The organism is Amycolatopsis methanolica 239, assembly GCF_000739085.1.
In the GTDB taxonomy this organism is placed as follows: Bacteria; Actinomycetota; Actinomycetes; order Mycobacteriales; family Pseudonocardiaceae; genus Amycolatopsis_E; species Amycolatopsis_E methanolica.
Genome location: NZ_CP009110.1, coordinates 4,233,120 through 4,251,572 on the forward strand (window position 1 = coordinate 4,233,120; position 18,453 = coordinate 4,251,572).

Annotated in this window: 17 protein-coding genes; 8 read left to right on the top strand and 9 right to left on the bottom strand. The window is 72.3% G+C overall.

All coding sequences use genetic code 11. The annotated features are described in order from the left end of the window. The first annotated feature begins 3 nt into the window (after positions 1-3). The 6 genes from AMETH_RS20500 (at position 4) to AMETH_RS20525 (ending at position 6,646) form a co-directional block, all read left to right on the top strand. Positions 4-1,674 (top strand): glucose-6-phosphate isomerase, encoded by a 1,671-nt coding sequence (locus tag AMETH_RS20500; protein ID WP_017983026.1) that lies wholly within the window; start codon positions 4-6, stop codon positions 1,672-1,674. Then, a complete protein-coding gene (gene zwf, locus AMETH_RS20505; RefSeq protein ID WP_026153204.1) occupies positions 1,671-3,203 on the top strand; it encodes a glucose-6-phosphate dehydrogenase in 1,533 nt (510 codons plus the stop codon). Before AMETH_RS20500 ends, zwf begins: the two co-directional genes overlap by 4 nt. After that, complete coding sequence (gene opcA / locus AMETH_RS20510) at positions 3,200-4,186, top strand: glucose-6-phosphate dehydrogenase assembly protein OpcA (protein WP_017983028.1); 987 nt, start codon at positions 3,200-3,202, stop codon at positions 4,184-4,186. Before zwf ends, opcA begins: the two co-directional genes overlap by 4 nt. Further along, the gene (gene pgl, locus AMETH_RS20515; protein WP_020421295.1) at positions 4,186-4,965 is read left to right on the top strand and encodes a 6-phosphogluconolactonase; all 780 of its coding nucleotides are present in this window, start codon (positions 4,186-4,188) and stop codon (positions 4,963-4,965) included. The genes opcA and pgl overlap by 1 nt, the downstream gene beginning before the upstream one ends. 82 nt (positions 4,966-5,047) lie before the next feature. After that, positions 5,048-5,320, top strand: coding sequence for a hypothetical protein (locus AMETH_RS20520; RefSeq protein ID WP_017983030.1), 273 nt, complete (start codon positions 5,048-5,050; stop codon positions 5,318-5,320). Positions 5,321-5,452: 132 nt separating this feature from the next. Further along, entirely contained in the window at positions 5,453-6,646 is a 1,194-nt protein-coding gene (locus tag AMETH_RS20525) for a sensor histidine kinase (protein ID WP_017983031.1), read from the top strand. A 169-nt stretch (positions 6,647-6,815) separates the two neighbouring features. On the opposite strand, the gene AMETH_RS20530 is transcribed toward AMETH_RS20525, so the two are convergent. From AMETH_RS20530 to AMETH_RS20560, 7 genes are all read right to left on the bottom strand, one after another. Continuing rightward, entirely contained in the window at positions 6,816-7,157 is a 342-nt protein-coding gene (locus tag AMETH_RS20530; protein ID WP_026153205.1) for an RNA polymerase-binding protein RbpA, read from the bottom strand. 63 nt (positions 7,158-7,220) lie between these two features. Next, positions 7,221-7,451: a preprotein translocase subunit SecG gene (secG, locus tag AMETH_RS20535; protein WP_017983033.1), complete on the bottom strand. Its 231-nt coding sequence runs from the start codon at positions 7,449-7,451 to the stop codon at positions 7,221-7,223. A 75-nt stretch (positions 7,452-7,526) separates the two neighbouring features. Next, positions 7,527-8,312, bottom strand: a complete 786-nt coding sequence (tpiA, locus tag AMETH_RS20540) for a triose-phosphate isomerase (protein WP_017983034.1) — start codon at positions 8,310-8,312, stop codon at positions 7,527-7,529. Beyond that, the gene (locus AMETH_RS20545) at positions 8,312-9,520 is read right to left on the bottom strand and encodes a phosphoglycerate kinase (RefSeq protein ID WP_017983035.1); all 1,209 of its coding nucleotides are present in this window, start codon (positions 9,518-9,520) and stop codon (positions 8,312-8,314) included. Before AMETH_RS20545 ends, tpiA begins: the two co-directional genes overlap by 1 nt. A 4-nt stretch (positions 9,521-9,524) precedes the next feature. Beyond that, positions 9,525-10,529, bottom strand: coding sequence for a type I glyceraldehyde-3-phosphate dehydrogenase (gap, locus tag AMETH_RS20550; RefSeq protein WP_026153206.1), 1,005 nt, complete (start codon positions 10,527-10,529; stop codon positions 9,525-9,527). Between the two features lie 147 nt (positions 10,530-10,676). Further along, entirely contained in the window at positions 10,677-11,843 is a 1,167-nt protein-coding gene (locus AMETH_RS20555; RefSeq protein ID WP_017983037.1) for a winged helix DNA-binding domain-containing protein, read from the bottom strand. Between the two features lie 31 nt (positions 11,844-11,874). Then, positions 11,875-12,378, bottom strand: coding sequence for a DUF6069 family protein (locus tag AMETH_RS20560; RefSeq protein ID WP_017983038.1), 504 nt, complete (start codon positions 12,376-12,378; stop codon positions 11,875-11,877). Between the two features lie 73 nt (positions 12,379-12,451). On the opposite strand from AMETH_RS20560, the gene AMETH_RS20565 reads away from it, so the two are divergent. After that, a complete protein-coding gene (locus tag AMETH_RS20565) occupies positions 12,452-13,096 on the top strand; it encodes a LysE family translocator (protein WP_017983039.1) in 645 nt (214 codons plus the stop codon). Here the strand turns inward: AMETH_RS20565 and AMETH_RS20570 are convergent. Then, positions 13,077-13,424, bottom strand: coding sequence for an ArsR/SmtB family transcription factor (locus tag AMETH_RS20570; protein WP_026153207.1), 348 nt, complete (start codon positions 13,422-13,424; stop codon positions 13,077-13,079). The two genes, AMETH_RS20565 and AMETH_RS20570, sit on opposite strands and share 20 nt — an antisense overlap. Before the next feature lie 42 nt (positions 13,425-13,466). Here AMETH_RS20570 and AMETH_RS20575 point away from each other — a divergent pair, with 42 nt between their 5' ends. After that, positions 13,467-14,036 (top strand): Cif family virulence factor, encoded by a 570-nt coding sequence (locus AMETH_RS20575; RefSeq protein WP_223842886.1) that lies wholly within the window; start codon positions 13,467-13,469, stop codon positions 14,034-14,036. Here the strand turns inward: AMETH_RS20575 and AMETH_RS20580 are convergent. Continuing rightward, positions 14,005-18,444: a coiled-coil domain-containing protein gene (locus AMETH_RS20580; protein WP_017983041.1), complete on the bottom strand. Its 4,440-nt coding sequence runs from the start codon at positions 18,442-18,444 to the stop codon at positions 14,005-14,007. The two genes, AMETH_RS20575 and AMETH_RS20580, sit on opposite strands and share 32 nt — an antisense overlap. Positions 18,445-18,453 lie beyond the last annotated feature (9 nt).

Below are 18,453 nucleotides of genomic sequence, written 5' to 3' on the forward strand. Positions count from 1 at the left end.
GCCGTGGTGGGGGAAGAGCTGACCGTCACGATCAGCGACGAGGAGCTGGCCGCGCAGGCGGCTCCGCTGGTCGACGAGCTCGTATCCGACCAGGTCGCGTCGAAGGTCGCGGCGCAGGACCCCACTCTGTGGGGCCCCGACGCCGAGTCCGAGGCTTCGATCCGGCTGTCCTGGACCACGCTGCACAAGTCGTCGCGCCCGCTGATCGGCGAGATCGAGGCGCTGCGTGAGGAGCTGCGCGGCGAGGGCGTCGACCGGATCGTCCTGGCTGGCATGGGCGGCTCGTCGCTCGCGCCGGAGGTCATCGCGGCGACCGAGAACGTCGCGCTGACCGTGCTGGACACCACCGACCCGGGCCAGGTCGCCGACGCGCTCGCCGGCGACCTCCAGCGCACGGTGCTGGTGGTGTCGTCGAAGTCCGGCGGCACGGTGGAGACCGACAGCCACCGCCGGATCTTCGCGAAGGCGTTCGCGGACAACGGGATCGACGCCGCGCGGCGGATCGTCGTGGTCACCGACCCCGGCTCGCCGCTGTCGGAGCTGGCCGAGAAGGAGGGGTACCGCAAGGTGTTCCTCGCCGACCCGCACGTGGGCGGGCGCTACTCGGCGCTCACCGCGTTCGGGCTGGTGCCCGCCGGGCTGGCCGGGGCGGACATCGCCCGGCTGCTCGACCAGGCCGCGGCCGCCGCGCAGGTCCTCGGCAACGACAGCGCCGACAACCCGGCGGTCAAGCTGGCCGCCGCGTGGGCCGCCGCGCACAACGCGGGCGCGGAGAAGGTCGTGCTGGCCGACACCGGCTCCGGCATCACCGGCTTCGCCGACTGGGCGGAGCAGCTGATCGCCGAGTCCACCGGCAAGCTCGGCACCGGCCTGCTGCCGGTCGCCGTGGACGGCCCGGCCGCGCCCGGCTTCGCCGACGCGGGCGCCGACGCGACCCCGGTCGCGATCGGCCCGGTGACCGGCGCCGCCAAGGTGGCCACCACCGGCTCGCTGGGCGCGCAGTTCCTGCTGTGGGAGTTCGCCACCGCGATCGCCGGGCGGCTGCTGAAGATCAACCCGTTCGACCAGCCGGACGTGGAGGCCGCGAAGAAGGCCGCCCGTTCGCTGCTGGACGACCCGTCGAAGCTGACCGGCGGCGAGACGCCGACCACGGTGGACGATGCGGTGGAGATCTTCGCCCCCCGGGAACTGGCAGCGGCGCGCAGCGCCACCGTTGAGGGTGGCGGTGGGCGACGGGAGGGCGTCTCGGGCGACGGCTCGCTGTCCGACGTGCTGCGGGAGTTCCTGGCGACCGCGCCGGAGGGCGGCTACCTCGCGGTGCAGGCCTATCTGGACCGCCTCGACGACGCCTCGGCGGCGCTGCTGCGTCCCGAGCTGGCGAAGCGGACCGGGCTGCAGACCACCTTCGGGTGGGGGCCGCGGTTCCTGCACTCGACCGGCCAGTACCACAAGGGCGGTCACCAGAACGGCATCTTCCTGCAGATCACCGGCGCGAACGAGGACGACCTCGACGTGCCGGACCGGCCCTACACCCTGGGCCAGCTGCAGCACGCGCAGGCGCTCGGCGACGGCCAGGTGCTGACCGAGCGCGGCCGTCCGGTGCTGCGTCTGCACCTGACCGACCGGGCCGCGGGCCTGGCTGAGCTCATGCGCGCGGTACAGGAGGCCGAGTGAGCAATAAGGCGTGGAACAACCCACTCAGGGATCCTCGCGACAAGCGGCTGCCGAGGATCGCCGGGCCCTCCAGCCTGGTGATCTTCGGCGTCACCGGTGACCTCTCCCGCAAGAAGCTGATGCCGGCGATCTACGACCTGGCCAACCGCGGGCTGCTGCCCGCCGGGTTCTCGCTGGTCGGCTTCGCGCGGCGGGACTGGGAGAACGAGGACTTCGGGCAGCTCGTGCACGACGCGGTCGCCGAGCACGCCCGGACCCCGTTCCGCGAGTCGGTGTGGAACCGGCTCGCCGAGGGCATCCGGTTCGTGCAGGGCACGTTCGACGATGACGACGCGTTCGACCGGCTCGCGCAGACCGTGCGCGAGCTGGACGCCGAGCGCGGCACCGGTGGCAACACCGCGTTCTACCTGTCGATCCCGCCCAGCGCGTTCCCGGTGGTGACCAAGCAGCTGGCCCGTTCGGGCCTGGCGCAGTCCGACGACGAGTCGTGGCGCCGCGTGGTGATCGAGAAGCCGTTCGGCCACGACCTGGCCAGCGCCAAGGAGCTCAACGCGATCGTCAACGACGTCTTCCCCGAGGAGTCGGTGTTCCGCATCGACCACTACCTCGGCAAGGAGACCGTCCAGAACATCCTCGCGCTGCGCTTCGCGAACCAGCTGTTCGAGCCGATCTGGAACGCCAACTACGTCGACCACGTGCAGATCACCATGGCCGAGGACATCGGCCTCGGTGGTCGCGCCGGGTACTACGACGGCATCGGCGCGGCGCGGGACGTGATCCAGAACCACCTCCTCCAGCTGCTCGCGTTCACCGCGATGGAGGAGCCGCTGTCGTTCGAGCCGCGCGCGCTGCGGGCGGAGAAGATCAAGGTCCTGCGGGCCACCAAGCCGATGCAGCCGTTCGCCGAGACCACGGCGCGCGGCCAGTACACCGGCGGCTGGCAGGGCGGCAAGAAGGTGCCCGGCCTGCTGCAGGAGGCCGGGTTCGCGAAGGACTCGACCACCGAGACCTATGCCGCGGTGTCGCTGGAGGTGCAGAACCGCCGCTGGGCGGGGGTGCCGTTCTACCTGCGCACCGGCAAGCGGCTGGGCCGCCGTGTCACCGAGATCGCCGTCGTGTTCAAGCGGGCGCCGCACCTGCCGTTCGACTACACCTCGACCGAGGAGCTGGGGCAGAACGCCCTGGTGATCCGGGTGCAGCCGGACGAGGGCGTGACGCTGCGGTTCGGCTCGAAGGTGCCGGGCACCACGATGGAGGTCCGCGACGTCACGATGGACTTCGGCTACGGGCACGCGTTCACCGAGTCCTCGCCGGAGGCCTACGAGCGGCTGATCCTGGACGTGCTGCTCGGCGAGCCGTCGCTGTTCCCGGTCAACGAGGAGGTCGAGCTCTCCTGGGAGATCCTCGACCCGATCCTGGAGTTCTGGGCGAAGAACGGCACGCCCGAGCCCTATCCCCCGGGCACCTGGGGTCCGCCGTCGGCGGACGAGGTCCTGGAGCGCAGTGGCCGGAACTGGAGGCGCCCGTGATCATCGACCTGCCTTCGACCACGACCTCGCAGGTCAACCGCAAGATGGTCGAGTTGCGCGAGCGCGGTGGCGCCGTCGCGCTGGGCCGGGTGCTGACGCTGGTGATCGTCGACGACGACGGCGAGCACCTGGAGGAACACATCGACGCGGCCAACGAGGCCAGCCGCGAGCACCCGTGCCGGGTGATCGTGCTGGCCCGCGGGTCGCGCACGGCCGCAGCCCGGATCGACGCGCAGATCCGAGTCGGCGGCGACGCCGGCGCGAGCGAGGTCATCATCCTGCGGCTGTACGGGCCGCTGGCGTCGCAGGGCCAGAGCGCGGTGATCCCGCTGCTGCTGCCCGACGCGCCGATCGTGGCGTGGTGGCCCAGCTCCGGCCCGAAGGTGCCGGCGCAGGACCCGATCGGGGAGCTGGCGCAGCGCCGGATCACCGACTCGGCGGCGGAGCGCAACCCGATAAGGGCTCTGGCGGCGCGCCGGAAGGCGTACGTGCCGGGCGACACGGACCTGGCGTGGACGCGGCTGACCAACTGGCGCGCCCAGCTGGTCGCGGCGCTGGACCTGCCGCCGTACGAGAAGGTCACCGGCGCCACGGTGACCGGTGAGGCCGACTCGCCGTCGACGGAGCTGCTCGCGGGCTGGCTCGCCGAGTACCTGAAGGTGCCGGTGCGCCGGGTCAAGACGACCACGGCGCAGGGCATCGTGTCGGTGGAGCTGGAGCGCCGCTCGGGCGCGATCGCGCTGCACCGGCCGGACGGCAAGGTCGGCACGCTCATGCAGCCGGGCCAGCCGACGCGGCGGATCGCGCTGCACCGGCGCAACACCAAGGACTGCCTGATCGAGGAGCTGCGGCGGCTCGACCCGGACGAGGTGTTCGAGGCGTCGCTGCAGGGCCTGGACAAGCTGGCCTCGGGTTCGGTGGGTGCGGCCAAGAAGAAGGCGCCCGCGAAGAAGCCGGCGAAGTCGGCGAAGGCGAGCGCGTGATGGCTTCTTCCGAAGTGGTGGTCTACGCCAACGGCGAGCTGCTGGCTGCTGCCGCGGCGGCCCGGCTGGTGACGCGGCTGGTGGACCTGCAGGCCGCGAAGGGTTCGGCGTCGCTCGTGCTGACCGGCGGCGGCACCGGGATCGCGGTGCTGGAGCAGCTGCGCCGCTCCCCCGCCCGGGACGCGGTGGACTGGTCACGGCTGGACCTCTACTGGGGCGACGAGCGGTTCGTGCCCGCGGACGACGACGAGCGCAACGAGAAGCAGGCCCGCGAGGCGCTGCTCGACCACGTGCCCGTCGACCCGAAGCGGGTGCACGCGATGGCGGCGTCGGACGGCGAGTTCGGCGACGACGTGGACGCGGCCGCGGCGGCGTACGCGCAGGTGCTGGCGGACAACGCGCGGCCGGAGGACCACGGCGACGTGCCGCAGTTCGACATCTGCCTGCTGGGTCTCGGCGGCGAGGGCCACACCGCGTCGGTGTTCCCCGAGTCGCCGGCGGTGTACGAGACGGAGCGGTCGGTGGTGGCGGTGCGCAACTGCCCGAAGCCGCCGCCGACCCGGGTGTCGCTGACGCTGCCCGCGATCCGGCGTTCGCACGACGTCTGGCTGATGACGACGGGTGAGGCGAAGGCCGACGCCGTCGCGCTGGCCCTGTCCGGCGCGGGCGAGGTGCAGGTGCCCGTGGCGGGCGCCCGCGGCCAGCGGCGGACGCTGTGGCTGCTGGACCGCACGGCGGCGAGCAAGCTGTCGAACGTGTACCAGCCGCCCACGGCCTGAGCCGGGTGGCAGGAAGGCCCCTCGCGCCCCTTGGGTTCCAGGAGTTGCCCGGCAGTGACAAGGCGGCACCACCGTCAACTCGGTGGTGCCGCCTTCCGCGTCTTCCCACCTGCTGGGCTGGCTGGTCCGCCTGGTCAGCGGCGGCACCGGGCGCGACACCTGGCACGACGGCTCGCTGCCCGGCACCTACACCCTGCTGGTGCGCAACTACCATGGGGCGAGCTGGGCAATGCTGTTCAACCAGCGGGACGACGCGTCGGGCCTGTCCTACAGCGACATCGACGCCACGCTGTGGACCGCCTACCGCGCTGTCAGCAGCTGGCGGTCGGGCGACCAGTTCCCGTCCTATTGCTGAGCGTCGGGCGGAAGAATCACAGCCACCTCACACGTCCCCGTTAGCATCCGCACATTGTTGCGCCCACTCGCGTCCCGATCGGGTGATCTCGGACTCTCATAGGCAGTCCACAAGACGAGTGAGGTCCAAACCATGAGCACCGAGGGACTCTCCATCGGGATTTCGGTCGGCGGCCCAGGCGCGGGGGCCGCCGACCGGGCGCACCGCGGCTCGCGCCGGGCGGGGCTGGCTCGCCGCGTGGTGTGGGCGCCGCTGGCGATCGACGCCACCGCGATCCTCATCGCCGTGCTCGACGTCTGGCTCGTCATCCCCGAGAAGGCGCCGCCGTACTCGATCTACCTGTCCGGGCTCGCCTGCCTGGCGCTGGCCGGGCGCCGCTGGATGCCGTTCGGCGTGGTGCTGCTGACCGTGCCCGGGTTCCTCACCGGGTGGTCGCAGCTGGCCGCGATGATCGCGCTGGGCATGCTCGCCACCCGCAAGCAGACCCACTGGCAGGTGTGGGTCGGCGCCGCGCTGGTGTGGATGTGCCGGTTCGTGCAGTGGCCGCTGAGCGACTTCGCGCAGCTGAGCTGGCGCGAGCACGTGCTCGACGGGATCTATGGCGTCCTGGTGGCCGGGATGCCGATCGCGATCGGGCTGCTGATCGGCGCCCGCGCGCAGCTGTCGCAGAAGCTGGGTGAGCTGGCCGTCAGCCGGGACCGGGAACGCAAGCTCACCGCGGACGCCGTGCGCGCGGAGGAACGGGCCCGGCTCGCGCGCGAGATGCACGACGTGGTCTCCCACGACATCACCCTGATCGCGATGCAGGCAGGGGTGCTCACCGCCCAGGAGTCGCCGTCGGCCCGGCAGACCGCCGAGGTGATCCGGCAGTTGTCCACCCGCACGCTGGAGGAACTGCGGTCGCTGGTGGGGGTGCTCCGGTCCGGGCTGGTCGATGAAGGTCCGCAACCGGGCATCGCCGAGCTCGGGCGCCTGGTGCACAACAGCGCGGTCGCGGCGCGGCTGACCATGGACGAGGTGCCGGAGGAGGTGCCGCCGAAGGTGTCGGCCGCGGCGTACCGGACGGTCCAGGAGGCGCTGACCAACGTGCGCAAACACGCGCCTGGGGCCACCGCGACGGTCCTCGTGCGTGGCGAGGACGGGGCGTTGAGCGTGGAGGTGTGCAACGAGCGGCCGCCGCGTGAGGCTGTGGCCGAGCTGCCTTCTGGCGGGTACGGGTTGACTGGGCTGGCCGAGCGGGCCCGGTTGCTGGGCGGAAGTTTGGAGACCTGCTCCACCGAGGATGGGGGGTTTCGGGTTCGTGCTCGGTATCCCCTTGGGGTTTGAGTTTCGCGACCGCCAAAGAAGGTTGGGGAGAGGGGTGGTTCGGGAGGGTTGACGGCTTTGGTGGCCGGCTGCCTGTTTGGCGCGACCTCCGCGGTGCTGAAACGCGAACGGACCCTGCCCGCCGGGCTGGGCCGGCGAGAGGCAGGGTCCGCCTGGAGAACAGCGCTCCTCAGATTTGACGGCGCTGACGCAGGCGCTCGAGCGCCTCGGCGAGGATGGCCTCACCGTCGGCGTCGCTGCGTCGCTCCTTCACGTACGCCAGGTGGGTCTTGTAGGGCTCGGTCCGCGGTGCGGCCGGCGGGTTCTTCTCGTCCTGGCCGGCGGGCAGCCCGCAACGCGGGCAGTCCCACTCGTCCGGCACCTCCGCGTCCATGGCGAACGACGGCTTGGACTCGTGCCCGTTGGCACACCAGTACGACACCCGGCGGCGGGGAGCGGCCTCGCCGCGCTCCGACTCGCCGGACGGACCGGCACCGACCCTGGTGCCTCTGATTGCGTTACCGCCAACCATGAATCCTCACAGTGTGGATAGGCGGCGCACCCCCCATAGGCACGCCCGTGCGTTCAGTGTCCGTCACACCTTCAGCAGCAGGCCCAGGCCCACGATGCTGATCAGCCAGATGGCACCCAGCAGCAGGGTGATGCGGTCGAGGTTCTTCTCGGCCACACTCGACCCCGCGAGGCTCGACTGCATGCCACCCCCGAACAGCGAGGACAACCCGCCACCGCGCCCGCGGTGCAGCAGCACGGCGATCACGAGCAGCACGCTGGACGCGATCAGCAGGATTTGCAGGAACAGCTTCATCTCATCCTCTGGTGTTCGGCAGTTGCCTGATCGTGTGACGGTCTGAGGTTGCCAGACTACTCGCCGACCCCCTGGTTACGGCAGCGGCCCACCGGCAGCCAGCGCACAGAGCTTGGTGAACTCGTCGGCCTGCAGGCTCGCCCCGCCGACCAGCGCGCCGTCGATGTTGTCGCACGCGATCAGCTCGGCGATGTTGCCCGATTTGACCGACCCGCCGTACAGCACGCGGACCTCGTCGGCCACCTCGGCGCCGTACTTGTCGGCCAGCGCGCCGCGCAGCGCCTGGCAGACCTCCTCGGCGTCGGTCGCCGTCGCGACCTTGCCGGTGCCGATGGCCCACACCGGCTCGTACGCCACCACGACGTCCTTGACCTGCTCCGCCTTGAGCCCCTTGAGCGCGGCGAGCAGCTGCTGGTGGCAGTGGTCGACGTGGCCGCCGGCCTCCCGCACCTCCAGCTTCTCCCCCACGCACAGGATCGGCTTGATGCCGTGCTTGAGCGCCGCCCGCACCTTCTTGCCGACCAGCTCGTCGTCCTCGTGGTGGTACTCGCGCCGCTCGGAGTGCCCGACCGTCACGTAGGAGCACCCGAGCTTGGCGAGCATGGGACCGGACACGTCACCGGTGTAGGCGCCGGAGTCGTGCGGCGAGAGGTCCTGCGCGCCGTAGGTCAGCAGCAGCTTGTCCCCGTCGACCAGGGTCTGGATGCTGCGGATGTCGGTGAACGGCGGGAGCACCGCGACGTCCACCTTCGCGTAGTACTTCTCCGGCAGCGAGAAGGCGATCTTCTGCACCAGCGCGATGGCCTCGAGGTGGTTGAGGTTCATCTTCCAGTTGCCGGCGATGAACGGCTTGCGCGCCATCAGGCACCACCTTCCAGCACCGCGACGCCCGGCAGCTCCTTGCCCTCGAGGTACTCCAGGGAAGCGCCACCACCGGTCGAGATGTGCGAGAACTTCTCCTCCGGCAGGCCCAGCACGCGCACCGCGGCCGCCGAGTCGCCGCCGCCGACCACGCTGAACGCGTCCGAGTCCGCGATCGCCTGCGCGACGCCCTTGGTGCCCGCCGCGAACGGGGCCATCTCGAACACGCCGGCCGGGCCGTTCCAGAACACCGTCTTCGCCGCCGCGACCTCGGCCGCGAAGTGCTCGGTGGTCCGCGGGCCGATGTCCAGGCCCATCCAGCCGTCCGGGATCTTCTCCGCCGCGACGGTGTCGGTGGCCGCGTCGGCCGCGAACTTGTCCGCCACCACCACGTCGGAGGGCACGACGATCTTGTCGGCGTGCTCGGCCAGCAGCTTGCGCGCGGTCTCCACGTAGTCCTGCTCCAGCAGGGAGGAGCCGACGCTGTGGCCCTGGGCCGACAGGAACGTGAAGGCCATGCCGCCGCCGATGAGCAGCCGGTCGACCTTCGGCAGCAGCGCCTCGATCACGGCGAGCTTGTCCGACACCTTCGACCCGCCGAGCACGACCACGTAGGGCCGCTGGGGGTCGCCGGTCAGCTTGCTCAGCACCTCCAGCTCGGCGAGCACCAGGCCGCCGGCGTAGGCGGGCAGCGCGCGGGCCACGTCGTAGACCGAGGCCTGCTTGCGGTGCACCACGCCGAAACCGTCGGAGACGAAGGCGCCGCCCTCAGCGGTCAGTGCCGCGAGGTCGCGGGCCAGCTCGGCCCGCTCGTCCTCCACCTTGCTGGTCTCGCGCGGGTCGAACCGCACGTTCTCCAGCAGGGCGACGTCGCCGTCGGCCAGGCCGGCGACGACCGCGCGGGCCTGCTCGCCGACCACGTCACCAGCCAGGCGGACCTCCTTGCCGAGCAGTTCGCCGAGCCGGTCGGCGACCGGGCGCAGCGAGTACTTGGCCTCGGGGGTGCCCTTCGGGCGGCCGAGGTGGGCCGCCACGATCACCTTCGCGCCGGCCTCAGCCAGGCGCCGGATCGTGGGCAGCGCGGCGCGGACCCGGCCGTCGTCGGTGATGACCGAGCCGTCGAGCGGCACGTTCAGGTCCGACCGGACCAGAACGCGCCGCCCGGAGACACCCTCGGACAGCAGGTCTTCGAGAGTCTTGACTGTCATGGCCTCAGGAGAGCTTCGAGCCGACGAGCTTGACCAGGTCCGCGAGGCGGTTCGAGTAGCCCCACTCGTTGTCGTACCAGCCGAAGACCTTCACCTGGTTGTCGATGACCTTGGTCAGCGGGGCGTCGAAGATGCACGAGGCCGGGTCGTTGACGATGTCGCTGGAGACGATCGGGTCCTCGCTGTAGCGCAGGATGCCGGCCAGCGGGCCCTCGGCGGCGGCCTTGTACGCGGCGTTGATCTCCTCGACGCTGGCCTTCTTGGCCAGGTCGACGGTGAGGTCGGTGATCGAGCCGGTGGGCACCGGGACGCGCAGCGAGTAGCCGTCCAGCTTGCCGTTCAGCTCGGGCAGCACGAGGCCGATGGCCTTGGCGGCGCCGGTGGAGGTCGGCACGACGTTCAGGGCGGCGGCGCGGGCGCGGCGCGGGTCCTTGTGCGGGCCGTCCTGCAGGTTCTGGTCCTGCGTGTAGGCGTGGATGGTGGTCATCAGGCCCTTCTCGATGCCGAAGGCCTCGTGGAGGACCTTGGCGAGCGGGCCGAGGCAGTTGGTGGTGCAGGACGCGTTCGAGATGATCGTCTGCGAACCGTCGTAGAGGTTGTCGTTGACGCCCAGCACGACGGTCAGGTCCTCGCCCTTGGCGGGCGCGGAGATGATGACCTTCTTGGCGCCACCGGCGATGTGGGCCTTGGCGGCGTCGGCGTTGGTGAAGAAGCCGGTGGACTCGACGACGACGTCCACGCCCAGGTCGCCCCAGGGCAGGTTGGCCGGGTCGCGCTCGGCGAGCGCCTTGATGGTCTTGCCGCCGACGACGATGCCGTCGTCGCTGACCTTGACCTCTTCGGGGTAGCGGCCCAGGACGCTGTCGTACTTGAGCAGCTGCGCCATGGTCGCGACATCGCCGAGGTCGTTGAACGCGACCACCTCGATGTCATGGCCCGCGGCCTGCACGGCGCGGAAGAAGTTGCGGCCGATCCGACCGAAGCCGTTCACACCTACGCGAACCGTCACTGCTGCTTCTCTCCTCGGGTCCGTCCCGGCTCCGCGGAACCGGGCACACATCTTCGGGCTCAGGCCAACCCTAGCTGGGCTGGCCTGCGTCTACTCGCACACCCTAACGAGATGTGCACCACCGTGGGGAATCGATCAAGATGACGATCAAGATGACAGATCTCGCTCGACGGGAGTGCGGAATTTCGGTATGACGGCGATCCCGGCGAGACGGCCGTGCAACCGTTCGGCGGCGGCCTCCACGGCCGCCGTTCCGTCGGCCCCGATGTCCTCCAACAGACGGATCGCGATCTCCCCGTCCGGGCGCTGCCCCCACCCGCCGACGACCCGGCCCTCCCACCACACGGTCGGGCCGATGTTGCCGGTGCGGTCGAACAGCAGCGGCTGGTGCTCCCCCAGGAACCAGCCGCGCTCCTGCCAGCCCATCGGGGTCGGGTCCAGCGCGGGCAACAGCGCGGCGACCGGCTCCGGCTCCGGGACCGGCTCGTCGTCGCCGGGCAGCGCGATGCCGGGGCCGCCGTCGAGGTCCACCTCCGCCGGGCCGATCGCGGTGAGCGCCCTCTTCACCTGCCCCGCGGTCCAGCCGGTCCACCACTTCAGGTCGGCGACCGGGGCCGGGCCGAAGGCACGCAGCCAGCGGCGGGCGAGCTCGACGCGGGCGGTGTCGGCGTCCACCGGTTCCAACCCGGGCAGCCAGGTCTCGGTGGTCGACCAGGCGTACTGGGTGGACAGCCAGGTGCCGCGGGGGCGGCCGCGGACGATCCGGCCGGACGCGGCGAGCAGGAACAGGACACGGTTGGTGATGTAGCCACGCGACTCGTACGGCTTGCCCGCGGCCACGACGATCTCGGTACGCAGGCGCGGCTCGCCGTCGGCGATCTGCTGAGCGAAGGCGGGCTCGCGGGCCTTCAGCGCGGCGTGCGCGCCGTCCTCGACCTCGGCGAGCCACACGCTCAGGTCGCCGTCGAGCTCCGCGGTGGCCAGGTGCTGGAGGAGCAGCTTGCGCTGCTTGACGGCGATGTCGTCGGCGCAGGCGGCCTGGACGACCGGCACAAGCGCGGCGGGCACGACGAACATCGTGCGGCGCATGCCGAGCATCCGAACCAGCGTGCGGTCGTCGTAGAGGGCGCGCTCGACGTCCTCCGTGCCCGCGCGTGACCGCGCCAGCACCGAGAGGTGGACGGTCGCCGGATCGGTCGCGTGCAGGGCGACCAGGCTCTCCGCGACCGCGACGGGATCGTCGGCGGGCGCGTGGAGGCGGTGCCGCGTCACCAGACGGGCGCGGCGCTGGTCGTTCCCCAGTTTCGTGCTCACCCGGCGGTTCTACCACCGGGCACCGACAGTTTCAGGAGTAGTAGTGCGGGCCCTGGTCCCACTTGAGGGTGGCCGTGGGGGCGTCACGCTCGCGACGACGGCGGCGGGCCGTGCCCGCCACGGTGCTCACCAGCAGCGCGATCACCGCGCCGATCGCGAGGTTGATCAGGGCGGTCGCGATCTTGGCGTCCACCTGCACGGCCAGCGTCAGCGGCAGCACGATCGCGATCGCGGTGAGCAGCACCATGATCCAGCCGAAGAACTGGCCAGGCGCCGAGGTGCCGAGGCTGAGCACATGCATCAGCCCGGTCGCGAGCAGCGCCGCGGCCGCCGCGCACAGCGCGTAGGTGACGGTGTTGGCGTTGCCCCAGATGCCGTTGCCCTTCGGGGCCAGGACGGCGACGCCGAACAGGCCGCGGGCGATCAGCAGGCCGACGACGGCCACCAGCGCGGCGACGACCGCGGTCGCCACCCCGCCGGCCCACAGCCGGCCGTAGTCGGGCTCGGTCGAGTCACTGGGCGGGTATCCGGTCACCGTCCCGGGGTTGGCGGGCCGGCGGGCGGATAAACATTGGTCACCCGCGCGGCGGCGGCGATACCCTCGGCCGATGGTCTCGCCCAGCCATTTCGCGGCGTTCGCCGCCCTGGTGTTCCTGATGGTCGTCGTGCCCGGACCGAGCGTGCTGTTCACCGTGAGCCGCGCGCTGACCGTGGGGCGGCGGGACGCGCTGATCACCGTGCTCGGCAACGCCGCCGGCGTGTACACGCAGGTGGTCGCGATCGCGTTCGGGCTGGGCGCGATCGTGCAGGCGTCGGCCACGGTGTTCACCGTCATCAAGCTGGCCGGGGCCGCATACCTGGTCTACCTGGGCGTACAGGCGGTGCGGCACCGCCGGAAGCTGTCCGAGGCACTGGCGAGCGCGGCGCCCGCCCCGCGTGGCCGCACCCTGGCCGTCCTGCGCGACGGGTTCGTCGTCGGGTTCGCCAACCCGAAGTCGATCGTGTTCCTGGCCGCCGTGCTGCCGCAGTTCGTCGACCACGCCGCCGGGCGGGTGCCGCTGCAGATCATCGTCCTCGGCATCGCGCTGCCGGTGATCGCGGTCGTGTCGGACAGCGCGTGGGCCCTGGTCGCCGGCACGGCCCGCGCGTGGTTCGCCCGTTCCCCGAAGCGGCTCGAACTGATCGGCGGCACCGGTGGGCTGGTGATGATCGGGCTGGGCGCGGGGCTCGCGCTCAACGGTCGGAAGGACTAGACAGCACCAGGTCGAGCAGGCCCGGGAACGCCTGGTCGAACTCGGGGCGGCGCAGGCGGTTGAGCCGTCGCGGGCCCTCGTCGCGTTGTTCGATCAGGCCGGCCGCGCGCAGCACGGCGAAGTGGTGGCTGCGGGTGGCCTTCGTGACCGGCAGATCGAACGTGCCGCACGCCTTGGTCCAGTCGGGCAGCTCCGCCAGCTCGCGCAGGATCGCGCGGCGCACCGGATCGGCGACGGCGGTCAGCGCGTCCTGCAGCGGCACGTCCTTCGGGTGGACGTGGATCAAGCTGCGCGCTCGCGCTGTGTTCGATGCTTGTCGTACACTCATGTGATCGACCTCCATCGAACACTCTAGACGCCAGGAGCGGACATGACGCGACGACTTCCGGCCACCTTCGGCCCGGACTCCCGCAACCGGCTGGAAGCGGCCACCACACCGGGAATCGAGGGCGCGCTCGCCGCGCTGGAAACGTTCTACTTCGCGTTCAACCAGCGGGACCCCGACGTCTTCGCCCGCGTCTGGACGCAGGAGGCGCTGGCCCAGCTGAACAACCCGCTCGGCGGCATCCTCCGCGGCGGCGAAGCCATCTCGGCGCTGCACGACAAGCTGTTCCACGGTCCGGCGCGCGTGACGGTCATCGTCGACGGCCGCGAGGTGCCGCTGCGGACCCGCACCAGCCGCTACTTCCGCTACGGGACGGCCGCTGGGCGCAGTTCCACCACCACGGCAGCATCGACGACGCGGAGGAGCTGGCTGCTTACCAGGCGGCCAGCCGGGCTGACGGATCGCCAGGCGACGGCGCCCGCCGAGCGCGGAACTCACGCGCGAGAACGTGGGGCTCACCCACGAGACCGCGGAACTCACGCACGGGACGATGGGACTCACGCGCGAGAGCGTGGGACTCGCGTCAGGTGGGGGTCCGCTCCCCCGGCCTGGTGAACAGCCGCGTCGCGGAGATGCGTGCTGTGCCGTCCGGCTCGCCCAGGTCCTCGAGGTGGTTGCGGATCGTCGCGTCGACCGAGAGGTACTTGCGGCCCGCCCGGAGGTCCGCGTCGTTGCGCAGCCTGACGATCAGCGGGAACTCGGACAGCGCGCCGGCGTCGAACAGGCCCGTCGTGTAGATCAGCTGCACCCCGAGCGCCTCCGCGACGACCCGCTGCAGCTCCAGCAGGTACCCGGCGGACGCGCGGCCGATCGGGTTGTCCAGGAACAGCACGCCGGAGTGCCGGTTGCGCACGAGCCCACGGTTGTTCGCCCGTAGCGCGGCCAGCGTGCAGTACAGGATGATCGCCGCGGTGAGCTGCTGCCCGCCGGAGAACACGTCACGGATCTCGGACACCCGCTGGCGTTCCGTGCGCAGCACCGAGTCCGGCTTGAGGATGTCCACCCGGAACCCCTTCGGCACCGCGGCCCGCACGCCACGCAGCACCAGCGACATCCCGTCGCGCTTGACGTCCCGGCCGTCACTGGTCTTCCCGACCGCCGCCTCGTCGACGACCTGCCCGAGCGCCTCGGACAGCTGCGGCTCCTCCGGGTCGCCGAACCGGATGCGCAGGAACTCCTGCCCGGACCAGCCGCCGAGCCCCTCCGGCAGCCGCGACAGCCGTTGCGCCGACCGCAGCATCCGCAGCGCGCCCTCGACCATGCCCTGCAGCCGCGCGACGATCCCGGACCGGTGCCGGTCGATCTGCGCCAGGTCGTCGGTCAGGGTGCGCAGCCGCGGCTTCAACGCGGCCGACCACTCCCGCGCGTGCGCGGGCAGGCTGTCCCGGCGGACCGACACGATCTGCTGCCGCACCGGGCTGGTCAGCTTCTCGAACCGCTTGTCGGTGGCGTACTGGGCGAGCGCGTCCGCAGCCGCCCGCACCCGCTTCTCCGCGGCGTCGACGGCCGCCTCGGCGTCGGTCAGCGTCGTGTTCAGCTTGCGGTAGCGGGCCTGCGCGGCTTCCACGTCGCCGTCGAACACGGTCTCCGGCTCGCCGTCGGGCGCGAGGTGCGCCATCGACTCGGCGAGCATCTTGAACCCGGCCGCCGACGCGGTGGCCGCCTCCAGGGTCCGCTCGGCTTCCGCGCGCCGCGCCTGCGCTTCCTCCAGCGCCCGGGCCGCGGCCGACGCCTCCTCGACGGCCTCGTCGATCAGCCCGCGGCCGTGCTCGACGTCGCGCGGCCGGGTCTCCAGCGACGCGTTCTGCTTCGGCAGCTGGTCCAGTTCGGCCTTGCAGGTCGCGACCAGGCCGATCGCCTCGCTGTGCTCGGCCTCCAGCGCGGACACCATGCGCCCGGCCCGCGCCAGGGCGGCCGCGCGGGTCGCGGCGTCCGAGCCGTCCGGGGTCTCCAGCAGGCGCGCCGCCTGCTCCCGCACCGCCGGGTCGAGCGCCTCCAGCGCCGCCCGCGCCGCGGACTCGGCGCCTTCCGCCTGGTCCAGCTCGGCCCGCAGGTCGCTGCCGACCTCGACGCGGGCGTAGGCGTCGCTGGCCGCGGCGAACGCCCGGCGCAGCGCGTCGACGGGGTCGGCGGGCACCGGCTCGTCCTCGGACACCGATCCCCCGCCCGGCACCTCGGCGAGCTCGGCGCGGGCGTGGGTGACCGTGCGGCGGTGGCCGTCGGCGGTGCGCTGCTCTTCGGCGGCTTCCTCGCGCAACCGGGCCGCGCGCGACGCCGCCTGCTCCGCCTCGGCCTCGGCGCGCGTGACGACCTCCTGCGCGCGCTCCACCGTCTCAGTCCACTGTGGAATCAGCGCGACCCGCTCGGCCAGCTCGGCCAGCTTGCGGGCGCGTTCCTCGCTGCCGCGCGCCTCGGCACGCAGGGCCGGGATCGCCTCCCGCAGCCGGGTGCGGCGCGCGGCCAGATCGGCCAGGGCTCGCTCCTGGGCGACCACCGCGGCCTCGGCCTCGGTCTGCTCGGTGGCCGCGGCCTCGGCCTCCTCGGCGAGGGTGGCCAGCGCGCCGGGCGGGTAGTCCTCGCGCCACGTGGTGAGCTTCCACTCCAGCGCGGCATCGTCGCCGATCGCTTCGGTGAGCGCTTCGAGCTGCTTCTGGCGGCGGGCGTGCCGGGCGGCGATGGCCTGGCGCTCGGTGTCGGCCGCCTCCTCGTCATACATCGCGGGGTTGGGCGGGACCAGGAAGTCCACGCCCGGCGCCGCGCCCTCGGCCCGCACCGCCTGCGTGGTGCCGACCGGCAGCACCACGCTCGGCAGGAGCTTGGCGTCGGCGAGCACCTGCCGAGCGCGGTCCAGCTGCGCGGCGTCGTTGACGAGCACCCCGCCGAGCAGGTGCGGCAGGTCCCGCAGCACGCGCTCCCGGCCTGCGGCGTCCATCGTGGACAGATAACGCCAGCCCGACCACGCGGTGATCCCGGCCGCCTCCAGAACGTCCAACGCGGACTGGACCTCCGGTGGCGCGGGCAACAGCCCACCGGAGCCGAGCGCCGCCAGCGCCCGCTCGTCCACCGACTCCTCCATGCGCAGGGCGGTCTGCTCACGTTCCGCGGCGGCGCGCGCCTCACGCAGCCGGGTGAGCAGCGCGGGCGTGTCAGTCTCCAGCTGGACGTTGTCGCCGCCGAGCAGCTCCAGCAGCCGCGGGTGCGCGGCGAGGCGGTCCGAGCGCCGGTGCGCCTTCGCCAGTTCCTCGCCTGCGTGCGCGGCCCGGGACCGGGCAGTCGCGGCCCGTTGTTGCGCGGCGTGCAGGGCGGCCTGAGCCTGGGCGTGGTCCTCGGCGACCCCTTCGAGTTCACTCTCCCGCGCGGCCAGCTCGGTGGTCGCGTTCTCGCCGCGGGTGCGCGCCTCCTGCGCGGCGGCGGCGACCTGGGTGCCGTCGCTGAGCAGCCCGTCGCGGACGGCCTGCTGCACCCGCGCGCGCACCTCCTCGATGCGGCGGGTCAGCTGCCCCAGTTCGGCGCGGTGCCCGGCGGCGGTGGCGGTGGCCGCGTCCCGCTGGTCCTGCGCGGCCGCGGCGGCGGTGCGGGCGGCCTCCGCGCGGGCCTCGGCGGCCTGCGCCTGCTCCTCCGCCTCCCGCGCCAGCGCGAGCAGGCCGCGGGCGAGCGCGGTGGCGGCCGCGTTCTTGGCTTCCAGGGCCGGTTTCGCGCTCTGCTCGCGGTCGCCCACGAGTTTGCGGATGTCCGTCGCCTTCCGCGCGGCGTTCACGTGGGCGAGCACGGTGCCGGTCTCGCGCCACGCGGCCGCGGCCTCGCGGGCCTTCGCCAGCTCCTCGTCGATCCGCGCCTTCTCCGCGGTCGCGTCGGCCAGCCGCATCTCCCCGACCACGCGGCGCAGCTCGGTGACGACGGCGTTGCGGCGCCGGCAGTCGCCCTCGGCAAGTTTCTCCGCGTCCCGCGTCTCGTCCACAAAGGACTTCAGTCCGTCGAGGCGCTCGGCCTCCAGCTCGTGCCGCGCGATCACCGATCCGGCCAGCGCGCGGGCCTCCTCGCGCGCGACCGCGGCGAGCTTGCGGGACGCCGCGGCGAGCGACTCCTCCTCGGTGAGTGGCGTGAGCAGGTCCAGCGCCCCGGCCACAAAGTCGCGTTCGGACATCAGCTCGCCGCGCTGCCCGAGGTTGTGCGCGTAGGTCTGCACGACCCCGGCCAGGTCCTTCGGGTCGTCCTCGGGGATCACCGCGCGCAGCAGGAACTCGACTAACGCCTCGTCGGAGGTGAAGGCGAACGCGTCGGCCGCCTCGCCCTCGCCGGCGTTCATCGCACGCTGGTAGCGGAACAGCTCGGTGTCCAGGCCCAGGGTGTCCAGCCGCTCGGTCCACTCGTGGTGGCGGCGGGTGGTGAACAGCTCCAGCTCCGGCTCGGCCTTGTGCGCGCGCTCCAGCTGCTCGGCGAACCCGGACATGGTCAGCAGGCGGCCGTCCTCGGTGAACGGCAGCGACTCCAGGCCGAGCGCGGCCGTGGGCCGGAAGCAGTACCACGAGTCGACCAGGTTCGCCGGGTCGTTGGACACCACGTGCCCGCGCCACTCCGACACCTTGCCGGTGATGACCCGCTGCCCGGTCTCGGTGTGCTGCCACTCCAGCACGACGTGCGCGACGTCCTTGGCCATCACGAACTTCTCCAGCACACGCGTGCTGGTCGTGCCCACCACCTGGCGCCGCCCGGGCAGCATGACCGAGAAGATCAGCTTGATCAGCACCGACTTGCCGCCGCCGTTCTCCAGGAACAGCACGCTCGCCGGGGACGGCCGCCGCGGCAGGCTGCCGTCGGCGGAGTGGATGCCGGCGGTGAACAGCGCGTCCTGCGCCGGCGCCTTGACCAGCGGCCCGACGCCGCTGAAGTCCAGCAGCACGTTCTGGTAGCGCGCGCCCGCCGGACCGACGGAGTGCAGGCGCACCCGCGAAAGCTCGTACACCGATCTCCC